Origin of the sequence: Lentzea sp. NEAU-D7 (assembly GCF_026242055.1) — a bacterium.
Taxonomy (GTDB): Bacteria; Actinomycetota; Actinomycetes; order Mycobacteriales; family Pseudonocardiaceae; genus Lentzea.
The window spans coordinates 151184-171988 of the sequence record NZ_JAPJDL010000012.1; the positions used below are offsets into that span (position 1 = coordinate 151184).

Annotated in this window: 18 protein-coding genes; 13 read left to right on the plus strand and 5 right to left on the minus strand. The window is 70.4% G+C overall.

Features of this window, described 5'->3' with window-relative positions:
- Positions 1–34 precede the first annotated feature (34 nt).
- Together ORI60_RS44625 and ORI60_RS44630 are read right to left on the minus strand one after the other, a co-directional pair.
- Complete coding sequence (locus tag ORI60_RS44625; RefSeq protein ID WP_323055937.1) at positions 35–1723, minus strand: tetratricopeptide repeat protein; 1689 nt, start codon at positions 1721–1723, stop codon at positions 35–37.
- On the minus strand, positions 1642–2874 hold the full coding sequence (locus ORI60_RS44630; protein WP_323055936.1) for an AfsR/SARP family transcriptional regulator: 1233 nt from the start codon (positions 2872–2874) through the stop codon (positions 1642–1644). Before ORI60_RS44630 ends, ORI60_RS44625 begins: the two co-directional genes overlap by 82 nt.
- Before the next feature lie 595 nt (positions 2875–3469).
- Here ORI60_RS44630 and ORI60_RS24545 point away from each other — a divergent pair.
- From ORI60_RS24545 to ORI60_RS24580, 8 genes are all read left to right on the plus strand, one after another.
- The gene (locus ORI60_RS24545) at positions 3470–3871 is read left to right on the plus strand and encodes a PGPGW domain-containing protein (RefSeq protein ID WP_266040160.1); all 402 of its coding nucleotides are present in this window, start codon (positions 3470–3472) and stop codon (positions 3869–3871) included.
- A 144-nt stretch (positions 3872–4015) separates the two neighbouring features.
- Positions 4016–5854 (plus strand): LamG-like jellyroll fold domain-containing protein, encoded by a 1839-nt coding sequence (locus tag ORI60_RS24550; RefSeq protein ID WP_266040161.1) that lies wholly within the window; start codon positions 4016–4018, stop codon positions 5852–5854.
- A 79-nt stretch (positions 5855–5933) separates the two neighbouring features.
- Positions 5934–7343, plus strand: a complete 1410-nt coding sequence (locus tag ORI60_RS24555; protein ID WP_266040163.1) for an MFS transporter — start codon at positions 5934–5936, stop codon at positions 7341–7343.
- Positions 7344–7735: 392 nt separating this feature from the next.
- Positions 7736–9535 carry a 1-deoxy-D-xylulose-5-phosphate synthase gene (locus ORI60_RS24560; RefSeq protein ID WP_266040165.1) on the plus strand — a complete coding sequence of 600 codons (1800 nt, stop codon included), beginning with the start codon at positions 7736–7738 and terminating at the stop codon, positions 9533–9535.
- 5 nt (positions 9536–9540) lie between these two features.
- Positions 9541–10638: a flavodoxin-dependent (E)-4-hydroxy-3-methylbut-2-enyl-diphosphate synthase gene (gene ispG / locus ORI60_RS24565; protein ID WP_266040166.1), complete on the plus strand. Its 1098-nt coding sequence runs from the start codon at positions 9541–9543 to the stop codon at positions 10636–10638.
- Positions 10635–11879 carry a 4-hydroxy-3-methylbut-2-enyl diphosphate reductase gene (gene ispH / locus ORI60_RS24570; RefSeq protein ID WP_266040167.1) on the plus strand — a complete coding sequence of 415 codons (1245 nt, stop codon included), beginning with the start codon at positions 10635–10637 and terminating at the stop codon, positions 11877–11879. Before ispG ends, ispH begins: the two co-directional genes overlap by 4 nt.
- Positions 11880–11906: 27 nt before the next feature.
- Positions 11907–13145, plus strand: coding sequence for an FAD-dependent oxidoreductase (locus ORI60_RS24575; RefSeq protein WP_266040168.1), 1239 nt, complete (start codon positions 11907–11909; stop codon positions 13143–13145).
- Between the two features lie 33 nt (positions 13146–13178).
- Positions 13179–14120 (plus strand): hypothetical protein, encoded by a 942-nt coding sequence (locus ORI60_RS24580; protein WP_266040169.1) that lies wholly within the window; start codon positions 13179–13181, stop codon positions 14118–14120.
- A gap of 13 nt (positions 14121–14133) precedes the next feature.
- Here ORI60_RS24580 and ORI60_RS24585 read toward each other — a convergent pair whose 3' ends face one another.
- Positions 14134–14283, minus strand: coding sequence for a hypothetical protein (locus ORI60_RS24585; protein ID WP_266040170.1), 150 nt, complete (start codon positions 14281–14283; stop codon positions 14134–14136).
- Positions 14284–14469: 186 nt separating this feature from the next.
- Positions 14470–15777, minus strand: a complete 1308-nt coding sequence (locus tag ORI60_RS24590; RefSeq protein WP_266040171.1) for an alpha-lytic protease prodomain-containing protein — start codon at positions 15775–15777, stop codon at positions 14470–14472.
- A 357-nt stretch (positions 15778–16134) separates the two neighbouring features.
- Between ORI60_RS24590 and ORI60_RS24595 the strand changes: the two genes are divergently transcribed.
- From ORI60_RS24595 to rraA, 4 genes are all read left to right on the plus strand, one after another.
- Positions 16135–16848 carry an alpha/beta fold hydrolase gene (locus ORI60_RS24595; protein ID WP_266040172.1) on the plus strand — a complete coding sequence of 238 codons (714 nt, stop codon included), beginning with the start codon at positions 16135–16137 and terminating at the stop codon, positions 16846–16848.
- Between the two features lie 191 nt (positions 16849–17039).
- A complete protein-coding gene (locus ORI60_RS24600; RefSeq protein WP_266040173.1) occupies positions 17040–17735 on the plus strand; it encodes a GntR family transcriptional regulator in 696 nt (231 codons plus the stop codon).
- A gap of 59 nt (positions 17736–17794) precedes the next feature.
- A complete protein-coding gene (locus ORI60_RS24605) occupies positions 17795–18952 on the plus strand; it encodes an MFS transporter (RefSeq protein WP_266040174.1) in 1158 nt (385 codons plus the stop codon).
- Positions 18942–19424, plus strand: coding sequence for a ribonuclease E activity regulator RraA (gene rraA, locus ORI60_RS24610; RefSeq protein ID WP_266040175.1), 483 nt, complete (start codon positions 18942–18944; stop codon positions 19422–19424). The genes ORI60_RS24605 and rraA overlap by 11 nt, the downstream gene beginning before the upstream one ends.
- Positions 19425–19475: 51 nt before the next feature.
- On the opposite strand, the gene ORI60_RS24615 is transcribed toward rraA, so the two are convergent.
- A complete protein-coding gene (locus ORI60_RS24615; RefSeq protein WP_266040177.1) occupies positions 19476–19952 on the minus strand; it encodes a DUF5980 family protein in 477 nt (158 codons plus the stop codon).
- A gap of 186 nt (positions 19953–20138) precedes the next feature.
- Between ORI60_RS24615 and ORI60_RS24620 the strand changes: the two genes are divergently transcribed.
- Positions 20139–20693, plus strand: coding sequence for an RICIN domain-containing protein (locus ORI60_RS24620; protein ID WP_266040178.1), 555 nt, complete (start codon positions 20139–20141; stop codon positions 20691–20693).
- The last annotated feature ends 112 nt before the right edge of the window (positions 20694–20805 follow it).

Below are 20805 nucleotides of genomic sequence, written 5' to 3' on the forward strand. Positions count from 1 at the left end.
GCCCTGGCTGGCCGCGGTTTCGGCACGCAGCGCGCTATGTCGTCTCGACCGCGCCTGACGGCCTGATCGGTTCCAGTGCTGGACCAAGGCCGTCGAGCTGTCGTTGCACCCGCGCGGCGTCGTCGTCGCGGCCTTGGTCCTGGTACAGCGCCAGTGCCTCCTGCCAGACCGCGCGGGCCTGGTCGTGTTGTCCGAGTGCGGCGTGGGGACGGCCCGCGCTGTCGAGGGAGTCCGCGACGGAGTAGGTGTTGCCGAGCGTGCGATACAGGGTGACGGCCTGCTGGTAGTGGTCGACGGCCTGCCGGTGGTCGCCGGTGCGGTGCGCGATGAGCCCGAGGCTGTCCAGGGTGCCGGCCTCACCCCGTGAGTCGTGGTGCTGCCGGTTCAGTGCGAGGGCGGCCTGGCAGTGATCGCGGGCGGTGTCGAAGTCGCCTACGCGCGCCGCGTACCAGCCGACGGTGTTGAGCGTGTTCGCTTCCCACACCGGCTGGCCGAGTGCGCGGCGGAGGTCGAGGGCGTCCCGGGCGTGGTCCAGCGCCCGCCGGTCGTCTCCCCGCAGCTCCCAGGCGCGTGCGAGCGTCTCCTGGGTGTGTGCCTGTTCAGTGAGGTCGTGGTGGCGCACAGCCAGGGCGAGGGCCTGGTCCAGGTGCCCGGTGGCCTCGTCGTGCAGGCCCAGCATGGCGCAGACGGTACCGAGGAGCCGGTGAGCGCGACTGCGGGTGGCGGGCTGGGGCAGGTGGACGGCGGCGTCCAGCGCGCTTTGCCACATGGCGACCGCGTCGCGCAGGTGCCCCCGCCAGAAGAGGAAGGTGTGCAGTGTCCAGGCCAGGTGCCAGACGACGTGGTGGCGGCCCAGGGCTGCGGCGGCGTGCTGGGCGGCCAGCAGGGTGGGGTGCTCGGCCTGGAGCCAGCTCGCCGCGGCCACGGGGTCGGGCAGCGGATGTGGGTGCACGCCGGGTGCGGACGGGTCGGGCTGTACGAGTGGCCGTTCGGGATACAGCAGGCGGTCCGCGGCGAAGGCGGTGTGCAGGTAGAAGTCCATCACCCGCACCAATGCCGCCTCCATCCCGTCACCGGGCAGGTCGTGGGCGGCGGAGGTGGCGGCATACGCCCGGACCAGGTCGTGCATCACGTACCGGCCGCCCGGTCGCCGTTCGAGCAGAGACGCTTCCTCCAGTGCTGACAGCGCTTTGCGCGCGAGGGCCGAGGACAGGCTCGTGAGAGCGACCACGGCGGGCAGGGTGGTGTCAGGGCCGGGCGCGACACCCAGCAGCTCGAACGTGGTGCGCTGCTCGTCGGTGAGCCGGCGCAGCGACCACGACAGCACCGCGGGCAGGCTCGCGGCCGGGTCGGCGTGGTGGTCGAGCATCTCCAAGCCGAGCTCGCGCAGCTCGGCGGCGACCTCGGCCAGGGGGAGACCGGGGCGGGTGGCAGCGACACGGGCGGTGATGGACAGGGCCAGTGGGTAACCGCCGCACAGCTCGACCAGCTCGTCGACGGTGTCGGATTCGGCGGCGACGCGACCCGTGCCGAGGCGTGCGGACAGCAGGGCGCGAGCCTCCTGCCGCGACAGCACGTCCAGTTGCAGATGGCTGGTGCCGTGCCGGTCGATCAGGGAGGCGAGCCTGACGCGGCTGGTGATCAACACGGTGCAGGTCGGGCTGCCCGGCAGCAGCGGGACCACCTGCTCGGCGGTGGCGGCGTTGTCCAGCACGACCAGCATCCGCCTTCCCGCCACCAAGCTCCGGTACAGCGCCGCCTGCGCGTCCAGGTCGGTCGGAATGCGGCCGGGCTCCACTCCCAGGGCGTCGAGGAAGCCACGCACCGCGACCTCGGGAGCCATCGGCTCCTGCGTCGGGCTGAACCGTGCAGATCGGTGAACAGCTGCCCGTCGGGGAACCGCCCGGCCTGGTGGTGCGCCCACGTCAGCGCGAGCCAGGTCTTGCCGATCCCGCCCGCCCCTCCGATCGCCGAGATCACCACTGTCGCCGCCGGTGTTCTCGCACCGTCCGACAGGGCGTGGTCCAGGCGGGCCAGTTCGTCGCTGCGGCCGGTGAACCACCGCGGTGGTGCGGGCAGTTGCCGGGGTACCGGCTGTTCCGCCTTCGCCGCTGTCTCTCGCGCGGTCGCTGCCGAGGGTGGGACGAGGGCGGGGTCGGCGTCGAGGATGCGCTGGTGCAGGTCCTGCAACTCGGTACCGGGCCCGGTGCCGAGTTGGTCGATCAGCCGGGCGCGCAGTCGCCGGTAGTGGGCCAGCGCGTCGGTGGTGCGTCCGGCGCGGTGCAGCGCGAGCATGAACTGGGCGGCGACGCGTTCGTCCACGTCTTCCTGCTCCGCCAGTGCGAACAGCTCGGGCAGGACCTCGGTGTGCCGGCCGCAGCGCAACGCGACGTCGACGTGGTCCAGCCGGGCGGCGATGCGTTCCTGCTCGAGGCCGGTGCGCACCGCGGCCAGCCACGGGGTGTCCAACCCGGCGAACGGCTCACCCCGCCACAGCCCCGCCGCCTCCTCCAGCAGCGTCAGCGCCCGCGCGTCGTCCGCGCTGCGGGCCTGCTGCACGAGGTGGCGGAACCGGAGCAGGTCCACTGCCTCCGGATCCACCTCCAGCACGTAGCCGCCGCCCCGCCGCACGACGGTGACCTCACCCGTCAGCGCCTGTCGCAGCCGCGACACGTAGTTCCTGGCCACCGACCGGGCCCTGTGGGGCACCTGATCCGCCCACACCCGCTCCAGCAACTGCTCCACCGTGACGAGCCGGTTCGCTTCCACCACCAGGATCGCCAGCACACATCGCTGCCGTGCGGGACCGACCTCCACCGGCTGGCCGTCGACCCGCAGTTCGACCTGTCCGAGCACACGCAGCTCTGTTGCCACGATGCTCACCTCCCCGGCCACCTTCCTACTCCGCCCGCGCACCGCTTCACGACCGCTGACCAGGCGATTGCCAGACGGGGTGACGGCACGACACAACAGGGACCCATCGTGTTCACCACGTCCGCATCAGCCGACGAGACCGGCGGCGAAGGAGGACGTGGGGGTTCTGCGGTTCCACCTCCACCGCGTATGCGCATTCGGACGAAAGGGGGATAGGCATGAAGGACAACGCCACCCGAACCTGCAAGAAGATCACGATGATCGGCACGCCGTTCGTCGTCGCACTCGCGTTGCTGCTGGGTGAAGCCCTACCACTGATTACTTCCGCAGCGAGAAAAAGGGGGAAACATGATGTGAAGAATTGTCGTCACCGCAGTTTTCGCGCTGTCGCTTCTGATGATGCCCGCGACCGGTGCTCACGCGATCGCCACGCCGTCCACGGCGTGGATTCGTGTGGCCTGAACGGGCTTGAACGCCTCCTCGCCGCTTTCACTCCGCTGGGGCCGACCAGGCAGCCGGTCGGCCCCAGCGCCCGCGGTTCGAGATGTGGTGGTGAGCCGCATCCGAGACACTGGAGGCGACCAGGGAGGGTGCGATGAAGCGACTGGGCGTGATCGTGCTGGGCGCGGTGCTGCTCCTCGTCGGAATCGCCTTGCTCGTGCTGCCAGGCCCGGGGCTGCTGCTCGTGCTCGCCGGCCTGGTCACGCTCGCCTCGGAGTTCCCGAAGCTGGAGCGCTACGTCGACCCGGTTCGCGACCGCGCCATGAAGGCGGCGGAGGACAGCGTCGCGTCGCCGCTGCGCATCGCCTTGTCCGTGGCGGCGGGCTTGGCCCTGGTCGCGGCGGGCGTCGTGTGGGGTCTCGTGCGGTGGCTGCCGCTGTCCGGGTGGAGCACCGGTACGAGCTTGATCCTGTCCGGACTGTTCCTGCTCGGCTTGCTGGCCTGGAGCTGGCGCAACGTCCGCGCGCGTTCCGCGACGCCGAAGTCGCACAGCTAGCGTCGAGCCGCCCCTTGCTGAGGTTCGCGGGTTCGGAGAGCGCTCCCAAGACTTAAGCCGGCGTGCAGTGTTCGTTCAACGTTCCGCCCGGCCGGGGTTGGCAGGCTGTCCTCGCACCGGACGCCGCCAGGGGAGCAGGACGACATGACACAGGACTCCGCGACACCCGCTCTGGGTCGCCGCACTTTGCTGCAGGCGGCTTTCGCGGCACCGGCCGCGGCCGCGCTGCTCGGCGCGTCCGCGGCCGAGGCGGCGCCGTCCACGGGCGCCCCCTCTCCGGACGACTCGCGGTTCACGATCGCCGTGCTGCCCGACACGCAGTACCTCCTGGACGAGGGCGGCTCGGATCCGGAGCCCGTGCGGGAAGCGTTGTGTGCTCTCGCGAAACGGCGCCGCGAAGCGAACATCGTGTTCATGGCCCACCTGGGTGACGTGACGGAGCACGGCGCCGAGCACGAGATGCGGCTCGCGGACTCCGTCTTCGGCGCGATCGGCGAACAGGTGCCCTACAGCGTGCTCGCCGGCAACCACGACGTGCGGGGCGACGACCAGCGCGGTCCCACGCCGTACTCGCGGACGTTCGGCCCTGGTCGGTTCGCCCGGATGAAGACGTTCGGCGGCTTCGCGCCCGACGGCTACAACAGCTTCCACGTCATCACCGCGGGTGGCCGGCGCTGGCTGCTGCTCGCGCTGGACTGGCGCGTGTCGGACAAGGGATTGCAGTGGGCACAACGCGTGCTCGACGAGCACCGCGCGCTGCCCGCGATCCTCACCACCCACGACCTCGTCGCCGGCTCGCCGCAGGCTGAGTTGTCCGCGCACGGGAAGTACCTGTGGGACAACCTGATCCGGCGCAACGACCAGATCTTCCTCACCCTCAACGGCCACTACTGGCCGTCCGGGCGGGTCACGCTCACCAACGACCACGGCAACCCGGTGCACCTGCACATCACCAACTACCAGGAGCGCTACTACGGCGGCGCGGGCATGGTCCGCTTCTACTCGTTCGACCTGGCCCGCAACGTGATCGACGTCGAGACCTTCTCGCCGTGGCTGCTGACCCGCCGCGACACCCTCCCGGAAGCCGAGACGGCACAGCTCAGCGGTGAGACCGACAGGTTCACCGTCGAAATCGACTTCCGCGACCGCTTCGCCGGTTTCGCCCCGCCCGCGTTCCCGGACCCCCGGCCCGCACGCGCCGTGCTCGTCCGCGGCACGGCCGCGTACTGGCGCTTCGACCAGGAAGGACTCGCCGCTGCGGCGCCCGGCCCCGTGCTGCCCGGCACCGTCGCGCGCGACCTGTCCGGCAAGGGCAACGACCTCACCGTCGAGCACCTGCACGCCGGGGCGCCCGACGTCCTCACGTGGTCGACCGACCACCACGACGCTCAGCCCGCCCACGCCAGCCTCTCCTTCGCCGGTGGCAAGGGGCCGGACCGCGGCGCCGTCCTGCGCACCTCGCCCAGCGCGCCTATCAACAGCATGAAGTTCGAGTCCGGCTACACCATCGAGACGTTCCTCAAGCTCCCCAGCCCGTTCGTCGGCGACCACGCGTTCATGGGCGTGCTGAGCTGGGAAGGCCGTGCGGGCGACGCCGGCAAGCACAGCGGCTGGTCCGACGACGAACCGACCTGCAGCCTCAACGTCTCCGGTGAACGCTTCCTGCAGTTCGTCGTCTACCCGGTCCCGGGCGACGCCGACCCCACCTCCTGGAGCCACGCGATCCCGGTCGGCCGCTGGACCCACGTCGCCATCGTCAACGACGGCCGCCGCACCAGCATGTACGTCGACGGCGCCAAGATCGCCCGCAACGCCGCCGAGGACTCGCGCGGGATCACCACCCAGGGCAGGCCGTTCGTCATCGGCGCCACCCAGTTCGCCCTGCGCTACGGCCAGGGCTTCTACGGCGCCGTCGGGGACACCCGCATCGTCGGCAGAGCCCTGCGGCACAACGAGTTCCTCACCGCACGCACCGGCACCTGACCGGTGCGCGGCCCGGCCGCGATTTCACCTGTCCGGCTGGCCGGTGCCTCACCGGCCTCGGCGTGGGTACCCCGAGCCGGTGACGGCATCCTCCTCCACGTCGAGCAAGTCGCGGCCGGCCCTCGGCCTCGCCGTGGTCTGTGCGGCGCACTTCCTCATCGGTGCTGACGGTCTGGCGGTCGCGATCGCCTTGCCGGACCTGCAGCAAGGCCTGGCGGCGGAGGCGATCGACGCCCAATGGGTGCTGAGCGCCTACGGCCTGGCCTTCGGTGGTGCCCTGCTGCTGGGAGGGCGCCTCGGCGACCTGTACGGACGCCGGCGGCTGCTCGTGCACGGGATGCTGGTGTTCGCCTGCGGCTCGCTGCTGGCAGGGGCGGCGCAGGCGCTGTGGCTGTTGATCGCCGCGAGGGCGTTGCAGGGCCTGGGGGCGGCCGCTGCCGTGCCGGCGGCGCTCGCGCTGATCAGCAGCATGTATCCGCCCGGCCCCGCACGCACTCGCGCGTTGTCCCTGCTCGCCGCGATGGCGACGGTGGGCATCATGAGCGGGCTGCTGCTGGGCGGCGTGATCACCGACCTGCTGGGGTGGCGCTGGCTCTTCCTCCTGATGACCGTGCCCGCCCTGATCTCCGCGGCCGTTGCTCCGCGCGTGCTGCCGGAGGCCCGGGACGGCAGGCCTGCCGTGCGGCTGGACTTCGGCGGGGCCGTGCTGGTCAGCGCCGGTCTGATGGCCGTCCTCTTCGGACTGACCGGCGTGGAGCACGGAGGCGTCGCCTCGGTCCGCACCCTCGTACCGCTCGTCCTGGGCGTGGTGGTGCTCGTGCTGTTCGTCCTCTGGGAACGGCGCACGCCGGCCCCGCTGATCCGGTTCGGGATTCTGCGCGTGCGCAGTCTGCGTGCCGCTTCGCTGGCCGTGGGGGCCGACGCCCTCGCGTTCACCTCGGTGGTCTACGTCGGAACGCTGTTCTTGCGCAACGCGCAGGGCTACGGCGCGTTGCAGGCCGGACTGGCGCTGCTCCCGGTGGACGTGGTGGCTCTGGTCGTTTCCTGTTTCGGGGCAAGGATTCTTGCCCGCTGGTCTCCCCGAGCGGTGCTGTCGGGAACGACGGTGCTCATCGTCATCGCCCTGCTCTGGCTGGCCCGCGCACCCGTCCCGGCCAACTACCTGATCGACCTCATGGCGCCGCTGGCCGTGCTCGGCGCGGCGCTGCCCGCCGCGTTCATCGTGGCCACGCACGAGGCGGTCGCTGATGTGGCGCTCGACGAAAAAGGCCTGGCCTCCGGCATCTTCGAAACAGCGAACCACCTGCTCGGCGGTGCGATCGGAGTTGCCGTCTACGCCACGGTCCTCGCCGCGAGCGGCTACCGCGCCGCCTTTCTCACCGCGGCTTTCCTCGTTGTCCTGTTCGGACTGGGCGCGGTATTCCAAGCGCGCGGGAAGACGTCTTCGAGTGCTCGCGTGCGCATCGGTGACCGATCCGAAGATCGATAAACCTGTGCGCTGATTCGGTGAAAGCAATGGACGTGTTTTCAAGATTTATAAGCGCGGATCGGGACACCGTCTGATCACTACGTTCCGAAGGCGCGCAGCGGCTCCTGCTCCACTTGCGCGAGGCAAGAAGGCCGTTCGGTCACGCCGTGTAAAAACGATCATGTCCGGTACCGGCATCCGGGTGGATCGCCTCCCTTTGGCTGGTGACGTCCCTTCATTTGCGGGCACTTTTTGCCGCTGCTAGCTTCGGGTGAGCAGGAATCGCCGTTGTTTGGGGGCGCGCGAGGGGCTGTGCATCTCCACTTTGAGTGGAATTCCGGATGGCGGGCGGGCGGATTGTTCTGGGGTGTTCCGCATCCTGAAAACAGTCATCACTGACATGGGAGGTAGCAGTGAAGGACCTATTTGAGGCGCGATTGCGGGAGGCAGACGGTGTAAATCCGGCTGATGTCAAGGCGTTGAGCCGGCCGGAGCTGTTCGGGCTCGCCGACGCCATCCGCGCGTTCCTCGTGGAGAACGTCGTCGCCTCCGGCGGACACCTCGGATCCAACCTCGGCGTGGTGGAACTGACGCTCGCGCTGCACCGGAGCTTCTCGTCGCCCGCCGACCGGATCATCTGGGACACCGGGCACCAGGCGTACGTGCACAAGATGCTCACCGGACGCTCGCCGGACTTCGTGCGGCTGCGCAGAGCCGGAGGGATGTCGGGATATCCCAGCAGGAAGGAGTCCGAGCACGACCTCGTGGAGAACTCCCACGCCTCCACCGCACTGTCCTATGCGGACGGTTTCGCGAAGGCCAACGTCGTGCGGCACGTCGAGGACCGCCACGTCGTCGCCGTCCTCGGCGACGGCTCGCTGACCGGGGGCATGGCCTGGGAGGCGTTGAACAACATCGGGGACGGCCGGCGCAGGGTCATCGTGGTGCTGAACGACAACGGCTGCTCCTACAGCCCGACGATCGGTGCGGTCAGCCGGCGGCTGAACGAGAGCACCGGTGGCTCAGGCCTGTTCGAACAGCTCGGGCTGCGGTACGAGGGACCTGTCGACGGCCACGACGTCGCGGCGCTGGAGCAGGCGTTCGAGCGGGCCAAGACGGTGAACGGGCCGGTGCTCGTGCACTGCCGGACCGTCAAGGGACGTGGCTATCCGCCCGCCGAGGCCGACCTGGTCGACCACCACCACGCGGTACCTCCGCAGCGTGCGAAGTCCGCCCCCGCGTCCGGTCGCGGCACGTGGACGGGCGCGTTCGCCGACGAGCTGCTGGAGCTCGCCGAGGACCGGCCCGACATCGTCGCCGTCACCGCGGCGATGATGCACCCGGTCGGACTCGGTGCGTTCGCGGAGCGCCACCCGGAGCGGGTGTTCGACGTCGGACTGGCCGAGCAGCACGCGGTCACGTCCAGCGCGGCGATGGCGATGGCCGGACTGCGTCCGGTGGTGCCGATCTACTCGACGTTCCTCAACCGCGCCTTCGACCAGCTCCTGCTGGACTGCGGACTGCACGACTGCCCGGTGACGTTCGTGCTGGACCGGTCCGGCATCACGGGGGAGGACGGCCCGAGTCATCACGGGATGTGGGACCTGTCGCTGTTGCGGATCGTGCCCAACATGCGGATCAGCGCGCCGCGCGACGGCGCGACGCTGCGTCAGGCGTTGCGGCACTGCCTCGAGACCGCCACCGGCCCGACCGCGCTGCGGTTCCCCAAGGGCCAGCTGCCCGAGGACCTGGAGGCGACCGTCTGCGACGGTGTGGACGTCCTGCACGGCGAAGCGCACCCGAGTGCGCCGCGGGACGTGCTGATCGTCGCGGTCGGTGTGATGGCCAGCGAGTGCCTCAGCGCGGCGGAGGAGCTGGAGACCGAGGGGATCACCGTCACGGTCGTCGATCCGAAGTGGGTCCACCCCCTGCCACCCGCGGTCGCGGCCATGGCCGCGGACCACCGGGTCGCGGTGTCGGTCGAGGACAACTCCCGCACCGGCGGCGTCGGCACCGCGTTCCTGCAGTCGCTCAGCGACCAGCGGGTGACCACGCCCGCGCGCACGCTCGCCATCGAGGCCGCGTTCCAGCCGCACGGCTCCCGCCAGGCCCTCCTCGCCGGCCTCGGTCTGACCGGTTCCTCCATCGCCGACGCGGCCCGTGCACTCCTGTGCTGGCACGTCGGTGAGCAACCGTCTTCCACCGGGAGGTGAACGCCATGACCACCGCGACGTTGAACGAGACCGTGCCGAGGCGCGCCACCCGTCAGCTGAGGGTCGGCGCGGTCGGTGTCGGCAGCGATCACCCGGTGTCCGTGCAGTCGATGACCACGACCGTCACCGCGGACGTGAACTCCACGCTGCAGCAGATCGCCGAGCTGACCGCGGCGGGGTGCGACATCGTGCGGGTGGCCTGCCCGTCGCAGGACGACGCGGACGCACTGCCGGAGATCGCGCGCAAGTCGCAGATCCCCGTCGTCGCGGACATCCACTTCCAGCCGAAGTACGTGTTCGCCGCCATCGAGGCCGGCTGCGCGGCGGTGCGGGTGAACCCCGGCAACATCAAGAAGTTCGACGACCGGATCGCCGAGATCGCGTCCGCCGCCCGTGACCGCGGTACGCCCATCCGCATCGGCGTGAACGCCGGCTCACTCGACCCGCGCCTGCTGCGCAAGCACGGCAGGGCGACACCGGAGGCGCTGGCCGAGTCCGCGCTGTGGGAGGCGTCGCTGTTCGCCGAGCACGACTTCCACGACCTGAAGATCTCCGTCAAGCACCACGATCCGATGACGGTGGTGCGCGCCTACGAGATCCTCGCCGAGCGGTGCGACTACCCGCTGCACCTCGGCGTCACCGAGGCCGGACCCGCGTTCCAGGGCACCATCAAGTCCGCCGTGGCGTTCAGCGCCCTGCTGCGGCAGGGGATAGGCGACACGATCCGGGTGTCGCTGTCCGCTCCTCCGGTCGAGGAGGTGAAGGTCGGCACCCAGATCCTGCAGTCGCTGAACCTGAGGCCGCGCAAGCTGGAGATCGTGTCCTGCCCGTCCTGCGGACGCGCCCAGGTCGACGTCTACAAGCTCACCGAAGAGGTCACGGCCGGGCTCGAGGGCATCGAGACCCCGCTGCGGATAGCGGTCATGGGCTGCGTGGTCAACGGTCCCGGTGAGGCCCGCGAGGCCGATCTGGGCGTGGCCTCCGGCAACGGCAAGGGCCAGATCTTCGTCAAGGGCGAGGTCGTCAAGACCGTTCCCGAGCACCAGATCGTGGAGACGCTCATCGAAGAAGCGCTGCGCATCGCCGACGAGGACGAGTCATGACCGCGCTGCTGCTCTACAGCGACGAGCCGCTGGCCGAGGCCGCCATCGCCCGACGCCTTCCGGACGTCACGTGCCGCCCCACCACGGAGATGCCGAGCCGGCCCACGGCGACGCCGTCGCTCGCGCTGCGCCGCGGGGCGTCCAGCGAGGTGACGGTCGACGGTGCCGACCTGCTGGTGGCGGCGTTGCGAGCGGTCGGCGTGCCCGCTCGTGGCGACGGCGAACCCGTGCCGGTGCCCACCATCGTGCTGCCGCACGAGGACGACCGGCTGGCGGGCGTGGCCGCCGCGGTCGAACGGTGGTGCGGCGCGCACGCCGACCGCAGCGTCGTGCTGGCCGCTCCGCGGTCGGCCTGCGCCGGGGTGGACCGCGCCGTCGAGATCGTCGAGCTGGCGCTCGAGCGCTTCGGGGCACCGCTCTACGTGCGCAAGCAGATCGTCCACAACGAACACATCGTCGCGGACCTCACCGCACGGGGCGCCGTGTTCGTCGACTCGGTCGACGAGGTGCCCGAAGGCGCCGCGGTCGTGTTCTCCGCACACGGGGTGTCCCCCGCGGTGCGCCAGGCGGCGGCCGAGCGGCGATTGGTCACGATCGACGCCACCTGCCCGCTGGTCGCCAAGGTGCACTCCGAGGCACGCCAGCACGCGCGGGAGGGGCGGACGATCGCCTACATCGGTCACGCCGGCCACGAGGAGAGCGAGGGCACCCTCGGCGAGGCTCCCGGCGTGATGCACCTGGTCGAGACGGTGGAGGACGTCGACCGCCTCGAGGTCCGCGACCCGCACGACGTCGCGTTCCTGACCCAGACCACGCTGGCCGCCGACGAGGTCGGCGAAATCGTGACCGCGCTGCGGCACCGGTTCCCCGACGCGAAAGGGCCGCGTGGCGAGGACATCTGCTACGCCACCACCAACCGGCAGCATGCGGTCCGCGCGGTCGCGGCCGGCGTGGACCTGGTGATCGTCGTGGGCTCCCGCACGTCGTCCAACGCCAACCGGCTCGTCGAGGTCACGACCAGGTCGGGTGCGCCGGCGGTGCTCGTCGAGGACGCGACCGAGCTCGATCCGGCATTGCTGCGCGGCGTCGCGCGCGTTGGTGTGACGGCAGCCGCGTCCACACCGGAACCACTGGTCCAGCGCCTGATCGCCGCGCTGAGCTCCCTCGGCCGGGTCGAGGTCGACGAGGTGCGGGTCGCACGCGAGGACATCGCGTTCACGTTGCCCGCCGCGCTGCGGTGAGCAGCAGGACATCGGGGAGGAAGGGAAATGAGCGGGTCGGCTGATGTGGTGGTGGTCGGAGGCGGCATCGCTGGTTCCGCACTGGCCGCGGTGCTGGCGGGCGACGGTTTCCAGGTGGTCGTGCTCGAACGCCAGACCACCTACCGGGACAAGGTGCGCGGCGAGGTGATGGCCTGCTGGGGTGTGGCCGAACTGGTCCGCCTCGGCCTGGAACAGCCGTTGCTCGACGCGGGCGGCTGCTACGTGAAGCGCGGGCTGTCCTACGACGAGGTGACGGAGCCGGTGCAGGCCGAGGCCGGTGCCACCTCGCTGGACCAGATGGTGCCCGGCGTGCCGGGCATGCTGGACGTCGGGCACCCGGAGGCGTGCGAGGCGCTGAGCCGAGCCGCCGCGGCGGCCGGTGCCACCGTGGTCCGCGGCATCGGCCGCGTCGAGATCGAACCGGGCGATGCCCCGGTGGTGCGCTACGAGCACGACGACGTCGTCCACGAACTGCGCTGCAGGCTGATCGTCGGCGCGGACGGGCGGACCTCCGCGGTGCGCGGCCAGCTCGGCATCACGTTGCACCAGACCAAGCCGCGCACGATGTGCGGCGGGTTGCTCGTCGACGACCTGCACGCCTGGCCCGCCGACCAGTTGTCCGAGGGCACGGAAGGCGACCTGCACTACTTCGTGCTGCCGCGCAAGAACGGGCGGGCACGGCTCTACCTGCTGCACGACATCGCGCAGAAAGGACGGTTCGCCGGACCGGACCGCGACGAGCGGTTCCTGAACGCCTTCCGGTTCCGCTGCGTCCCCGGCAGCGAAATGTTCGCCGCTGTCCGTCCGGTGCGGCCGTGCGCCTTCCACCCGTTCAACGACAGCTGGACCGACCACCCCTACGCGCCGGGCGTCGTGCTGATCGGTGACGCCGCCGGGTGGAACGACCCGATCATCGGCCAAGGCCTCTCCATCGCGCTGCGCGACGTGCGGATCGTGACCGACCTCCTGCGTGCGGGGCCGGACTGGTCGGCGGCGGCCTTCGCCCACTACGGGGAAGAGCGCACCGAACGACTGCGGCGGCTGCGCGTGACCGCTCGGGTGAAGACCGACCTCGCCGCCACCTTCACCCCGGCCGGTGCGGCGCGCCGGCGCACGTACAACTCCGTCTGTCACAGCGATCCGGTGCTCGCCGCTCCCCAGATCGCTCCGATCGTCGGCCCGGACAACGTGTCCGCCGAGCTGTTCCTCCCGGACACGATCGACCGGATCCTCGCACTCACGTGACCCCAGATCCTTGCTGACTCAGTGGAGGTGCTCATGGAACACGAGTTCTACCGCGGTAGTGCACGGCGCGCGGAGGTCGGTATGCGCCGCCGGGTGCAGGCCGTGCTCGGCGACGACATGCCGGTGCGCTGGAGCCGCACGACCATCGACCTGCGTCACCAGCTCAAGGGCAGCAAGGCCGCGGTCTGGTGCCTGCGGGTGCTGGACCGGGCAGGCGTCCGGCGGCAGGTGCTCGACTTCCTCGCCCCGGTGCTGTTCCACGTCGAGGCACTGGTCTACCGAGGCGACTTCGAGTACGAGGACGCGCAACGGGACGGCGGCACCGCGGACCCGCAGTGGCGCGAAGGCATCGAGGAGATCCTGCGCGCCTACGAGATCGACGAACCGGCGATCCTCGGCGCACTCGCCGAGCTGGACGACTACTTCCTCCTGGAGAGCAGCATCATGGAGGGCCGGGCGGTGCTGGACGCCGACCTCATCCAGCGCACCTGCTACTCCCGTTGCTCCGGCGCCACTCTGCTGCTCCGAATCGGATACCGGCTGGCCGGAATCCGTCCCGACGAGAGGCTGTTCACGCTCGTCCGCCATCTGAGCGGCCACGACGAGATCAGCACCGACCTGCCCAGCTACGCCGAGGACCTCCAGGAAGGCCTCTTCAACGTGTACCGGCTCTCGACCTGGATCTACGGCCCGGAGGCGGCGAAGCACCACCTCAAGCGCCAGGGCGACGACATGCTTCGCGCGCTGCGGCACGACATCACGCACACCGACGCGGCCACGCTGAGGTTGTTCGCCGCCATCATCCCGCCGATCGTCCCGTTGAACCCGCGGGTCCCGTCCGTCGTGCCGAGGCTGCTGCCCCGCGCCCTGCTGGCCGAACTGCTGAAGCTGCGCATCCGGTTCCACAGCGTGGCCAAGGCACCGCGCTTCCCCGCACCGCTGGCCGACTCCAGGCCGATCGCGTCCGCGGCCTGATCCCCCGGTGAGGTCAGTTCTCCGAGGACGGACCTGCCGTTGCCGGCGGCTCCTGGAACAGGTTCGTCCAGGTCGGCTGGTCCAACCGGGCCGGACCGGCCGCCACCTGCGGCTGGTGTGCTTCGGGGTGGCTGAACAGGGTTTCGGGCGCGTGCGAGGTCATGGGTGTTTCCGATCGCTTCCGGACGAGCTGTGGTGTACCGCCTGTTACCCACCGCCGTCCGGGTTCAATCCGGTGTCACCAAGCGAAGTTCTCCGCTGAGCGAAAGTTCCACTGTGGACACCTTTCCCGCCCGAGCCGCTCCCCGGCGGGGGCAGCCGTCGGGGAGCGGGCGGGAGAGGGGTGCTGTCAGAGCCGCTGCCAGAGGGCAGGGGTGTTGGGCGGCTCCCATCCGGGGACGGACGTGTGCGGCTGGATGACGCGGTAGGACGCGCCGCCGTAGGTGACCTGGGCGCCGTCGCCGTAGTTGGTGTACGGGGCCCACGTGCCGCTGGGGGGAGTGGTCGTGGTCGTGCTGGTCGGCGGGGTGGTGGTGGTCGGGCCGCCGGAGGTCACCAGGCGCAGGTTGTAGACCTGCAGGATCTCGGTCAGCGGCTGGAAGTAGATGGTGCCGCCGCTCTGGCAGTTGCCGGACCCGCCGGAGGTGACGCCCTGGGCCTGGTCGCCGGTCAGCCACGAGCCGCCGGAGTCGCCGGGTTCGGCGCAGGCGTTGGTGCGGGTCAGACCGGTGATGGTGCCCTCGGGGTAGGTGACCGAGGCGTTCTTCTGCTGGATGGTGCCGCAGCGCCAGCCGGTGGTGGAGCCGGAGCGGCAGACCGAGGAACCGACCGGAGCCTCCTGGGAGCCCGCGACCGGGACGGTGCCGGGGTAGCGGTTGACCAGGCCGCGCGGGGTGTTGCCCGCGTCGGTGCGGACCCAGGCGTAGTCGTTGCCGGGGAAGCTGCTGCCCTGGATGGTGCCGGCGGGGTTGGAGGTGCGGCCGCCCGTGGCTCCGCAGTGGCCCGCGGTGACGAAGCCGCCCTCGACGGCGAAGCCGATGGAGCAGCGCCCGCCGCCGGGGACGCCGTAGGCGTTGCCGCCGATGACGTCGATCAGCGGCTTCGGGTCCTCGGTGCTGGCCTCGAAGGCGACGATGTCGCCCTGCAGACCCGCCTCGGCCGCCCACGCCTTGGCCTGGGGCTCGCCGCCGGACCGGGCGAGCACGACGATCTTGTTGGCGCGCACGTCGACGTACCAGCCGGGAACGGCGTCGGGTGCGGTGGTGGCCTTGGCGTCCAGCTTGATCTTCGCGCTGTCCAGAGCGGACGCGCTGTGCTTGGCCGCCGTGGCGACGGCGCCGCGCGAACGCACCGCGCTAGCCAGCGCCGGGTCGGTGACCGCGACCGTGAGGGTGTGGCCGGTGCCGTCCAGCCAGGAACCGGCGTAAGCCGGGCCGAGGCGGGATTTCAGCGCGGCGTCGGTCTGGCCCGCGACCTTCTCGGCGTCGAGGCGCTCGCGCGCCTGCTCCGAGGAGATGCCGAGGTCACGGGCCATCGCGGCCAGCATGGCAGGGTCAGCCGTGTCGGCGGCGGTGGCGCTGGTTGTCAGCGCCACCGCGATGGTCAGCCCGGCCGCTGTGACCGCCGCCGTGGCGGCGGCGATGAGCTTGCGGTTCATGTCCGCTCCTTGCACGCAGGGTGATTGCGGGCAGACCGTACGACGAGGACCAGGCAAGTGGTACATACCAATTGGCCATAAGGTTGAACCACACGATCCGGTGCTCGACGCACCCGGTGCCGAACGAGCGAACTCGCGTTGTTCCCCGCGGCACACGTCTCAGACCGTCTCAAAAGGACATCGCCTCCGGCGCCCAGGCGGGTTCGAACGCCGGGGTTCGAGGGGTTCCGCACGTCCAGGGCAACTAATATCCAATATATTAGTGTACGGTGCACATGCGGCCGACGAGCACGCCCAGGCCGCCACCCACTCGGTCCGCTCCGGCACCGCGGGAGCGACGCACGGAAGGGAAGCCTCATGACGACCGCTGGCCAGGAGATCAAGAACGTCGTGCTGGTGCACGGCGCGTTCGCCGACGGTTCGGGATGGCGAGGTGTGCACGACGAGCTGACCGCCCGGGGCTTCCGGGTCTCGATCGTGCAGAACCCGCTCACCTCGCTGGAGGACGACGTCGCGGCGACCACCCGCGTGCTCGACCTGCAGGACGGTCCGGCGATCCTCGTCGGCCACTCCTGGGGCGGTACGGTCATCACCGAGGCCGGAGTTCATCCCGGGGTCGCGGGCCTGGTCTACGTGTCGGCGCTGGCACCGGACGCGGGCGAGACGACCGCCCAGCAGTACGACGGGTTCGCCCCGACACCCGACTTCGTCATCGACGTGGGCGAGGACGGGTACGGCTTCATCAGACCTGACATGTTCAAGGTCGGCTTCGCGGCGGACGCGAGCGACGCCGATGCCGCCTTCCTGCGGGACTCGCAGGTCCCCATCAACATGAGCGTCTTCTCGACGCCGGTGACGAACGCGGCCTGGCGCGACAAGCCGAGCTGGGCCGTCATCGGGACCGAGGACAAGGCGTTCGACCAGGAGATGCTGCAGCACATGGCGAAGCGCACCGGTGCGGAGATCACCACCGTCCCGGCGAGCCACGCCCTGTACGCGACGCAGGCCGGTGTGGTCGCCGAGGTCATCGCCACTGCCGCGCAGAAGGCCGCGAAAGGTTGCAAATTATAACCTATATCCATCATGTGGTCGTGGGGCGCTTCGAGCGCTGACAAGCAGTGCGTGAAGGTGTCTGAAGTGCGGGTTTATGGGTCCTCCCGCGACTTTGAAAGATGGTGGGGCCGGGGCTGGCGGAGAGTGATCGTCTGGCGAATCTGCTGAGGTCACGTGTAGGTTATAACGAGTCCCGAGGAGGTCCTGTGATGGCGGAGCCCGCCGAGCCCTTCATGACGAAGAGCGACTTCGCTTACACGACTCTGCGCGAGAAGATCCTGTCCGGTGAGTTCAGGCCGGGGGAGGTGCTCAACCAGGCGACCCTGGCGCGCACCATCGGCATCAGCACGACACCCCTGCGGGAGGGGTTGCGGCGGCTGAAGTCCGAGGGGCTGGTCGAACTCGACGCCCACCGCGACGCCCGCGTCACCGAGCTGACGGCGGAGGAAGCGCGCGACCTGCTGGAGCTGCGCCGATCCCTCGACCCGCTGGCGATCGCGCTCGCGGCACAGCGGCGCACCAAAGCCGACATCCGCGAGATCCGCGCGGCGGTGCAGGGCCTGGAGCCGCTGGCGAGCAACCCCGGCGTCGACGACCTGATCGCGCATCGGCGGTTCCACGCCGCGCTGTACCGGGCGTCGCACAACGACCTGCTCATCGCCACCCTCGACGGCCTGTGGGACAAGGCCGATCGCTACCGCAGGCTCGGCCTGGAGGTGGTGCCCGGGCAGGAGGAACGTGATCAGAAGGCCGTGGAGCACCACCAGCTGGTGGAGCACGTCATCGCGGGCGACTCCGACGCGGCCGCGGCCGTGATGCACCAGCACATCTCCACCAGCCTCGGGGCGAAGGCCGCGTCACGCCTGGGTGCGAGCCCGGTCGCGACACCTCGAGCGTTGCCCTGAGCGGCGCCGACGAGCGGAAGCCGGCACGCGGACTGCTCGTACTCCTGCTCCCGCACACCGTGCTCGTCCAGCTCGTGACGTTCGTGCTGCGTCCCACCTCCACCTACCGGGCGCTGGAACTGGGTGTCGCGTCAGCCTGGCTGGGTGTGCTCTCGGCCGCGTTCGCGGTGGCACCGCTGGTGCTGGCCATCCCGTCCGGACAGGCGGTCGACCGGTTCGGCGAACGCCGGGTGCTGCTCGCGGGCGCGCTTCTGATGTGCGCCTCCGCCGTGGTGTTCGTGTTCCTCGGCGGCGGCGTGGCGGGCCTGCTGGCCGGCAGTGTGCTGCTGGGCACCGGGCACCTGTGCTCCGTGGTCGCGCAACAAGCGCTCGTCGCGAACGTGACCGCACCGCGCCGCTACGACGCCGCGTTCGGCTACTACACGTTCGCCGCCTCGCTCGGCCAGGCCATCGGTCCGGGGCTGATCCTGCTGTTCGGCGGCGCCCGGACGATCCCGCACACCGACACGATCTTCGGCGTGACGATCGCGATCACCTTCGTGCTGCTGGGCGTCACGATCGCGTTGCGCCCGCCCGCCGCCGGCCGTCCGGCCACAGTGGACGGTGAACCCGCCGGACTGCGCGACCTCCTGCGCCGTCCCGGTCTGCTCCGCGCCCTCACGGTCAGCTGCGTCGTGATCGCGGCCGTCGACATCACCCTGGTCTACCTGCCCGCGCTGGGAGCCGAACGCGGGATCGCCTCCGGTGCCGTCGGCGTGCTGCTGACCCTCCGGGCCGTGGCGTCCATGGGCTCGCGCCTGTTCCTGGGACGGCTCGCCGCCTGGCTGGGCCGCCGCACCCTGCTGGTGGGCAGCGTCTCGCTGGCCGCGGCGGGTCTCCTCGCGGCGGCGGTGCCCATGCCGGTGTGGCTGCTCGCCCTCGTGGTCCTCGCCATCGGCCTGGGCCTCGGTGTCGGCCAGCCGCTCACGATGTCCTGGCTCGCGGAGTCCACCCCGCCCGGCCTGCGAGGTCGCGCCATGTCGTTGCGCCTCACCGGAAACCGCGTCGGCCAGGTCGTCGTCCCGAGCGCGGCGGGTCTGCTCGCGGCAGGCGGCGGAGCCTCCGGCGTCCTCGTGCTGACCGCTGTGGGACTGACCGCGGCCGGGGTCGCGGCAGGACGCCTCCAGCAGAACGACCGGCCACCGACCGACAACGGAGAAGCCCGAGATGACATCTGACACCTTCGCGACCGCCGACCTGTACGACGAGTTCGGCGACGACCTCGACTCGTGCGACCTGCAGTTGCGCCAGTACGGCGGACGCACCCGTTTCCGCGGCCCCGCGGTGACCGTCCGCTGCCACGAGGACAACGCCCTGCTCAAGTCCGTGCTCAGCGAGCCGGGCGAAGGCAGGGTGCTCGTCGTCGACGGCGGCGGCTCACTGCACCGCGCGCTCGTGGGTGACGTCATCGCGGGCCTCGCGACCGGCAACGGCTGGGCCGGCGTGGTGATCAACGGCGCGGTGCGCGACGTCGTCGCCTTGGCGGGGTTGGACATCGGGGTCAAGGCCCTCGGATCCAACCCGCGCAAGAGCACCAGGACCGGTGCCGGTGAACGCGACGTCCCCGTCACGTTCGGCGGCGCCACCTTCACGCCGGGAGCCGAGGTCTTCAGCGACGAGGACGGTGTCGTCGTGCGGGCACCCCGCTGATGGTGCCCCGATCCGGCGGGCGTGGGGGCCCGCCGGACCAGTGGCGCGGCTTCACCCGCGGTTCATGCAGTCCACCCAGGACTCGGTGGTGACGATGATGTCGGTGGGGAGGGTCTCGGTCACGGTCCCGTCCGACACCCAGATGTGCGCGCGGTAGGTGGCCAGCGGCACTGACGCGGGTCCCTGCACGCCGACGAACCCGTTGACCCTGATCGAACCGTCGGAGTCGTGGAGGTTGGAGCCCGGCGGGAGGTGGTGCTCGGTGGCGGTCCAGCCGGGAGGCAGGTCGCGCATCCCGAACTCGAGGTCGGTGGCCCACTTCCCGCTCACCACGAAGAAGAAGTACGAGGCGTGGGTCCTCCCGTCGGGACCCTGCTGAACGCACATCCGGCTGGTCCTGTCGAACTGCTCCAGATGCCACGTATGGCCCTGCGGCGCTGTCTGCGCCGTCGCGACGGCGGACGTGCCCACCAGGGACACCAGGAGCGCTGAGGCCAGGACGAGAACCGATCTCGTGATCCGAGACATCATTTCCACTGAACCTCCCGAAGTCGGCGCGAACACGCTCCGGCTCACGCTAGCGACCGCGTATCAGAGCTCTCTGAGAACTGCGGAACGGGGCGTGAGCAGGTCGTTCAACCGCGGCCAACGAACCGCGAACGCGGCGGTGGTGAGGCTGTGCGGGTCAGACCGGCCTCGCTTCCTGGAGGATGGATGAGAACCTGGTTGCGCAAGGCGTTGGCGCTCGCGGTGACCGCGTCGGCAGCGCTGTTCCTGGTACCGGCCGCCGCGGTGGCCGCGGAGCAGCAAACGCCGGTGGTGCAGGGCATCAACCCCGGCACGTACCAGAACCTGATCAACAACTACCACCGCAAGTGCCTCGCGGTGAACTCGGCGGACAACCGCAACGGCAAGCCGGTGATCCACTACGACTGCTACACCTCGTACACCGACCAGTACTGGCGGTTCGAGCCCATCGAGGCCGCGCCGGGGTACTACCGGATCCGCAACCAGCGGACCGATCGCTGCGTCGCCGCCGCGAACCCCGCCAACGGCGCGAAGGTCGTGCAGTACGACTGCGTCGACGGCTGGTACGACCAGTGGTGGCTGCCCGAGCTCATGCCCGACAACGTCCACTACCGGTTGCGCAACTACAAGAGCAACCGGTGCCTCGCGGTCCCGTCCAACAAGGGCGGCAACGGTGAGAGTGCCGTGAACTACAACTGCATTCTCGGCTACAACGACCAGTGGTGGCAGATCTGGCCCTGATGGGCGCAACCCCCCCCGCGCGGTCAGCCCGCACCGCCTAGCCCGAACGTTCGCAGCGTGACGGCAGAGGTTGAGCGTGTTGATCAGACCCGGTAAGCATGCTGCCGGGGCG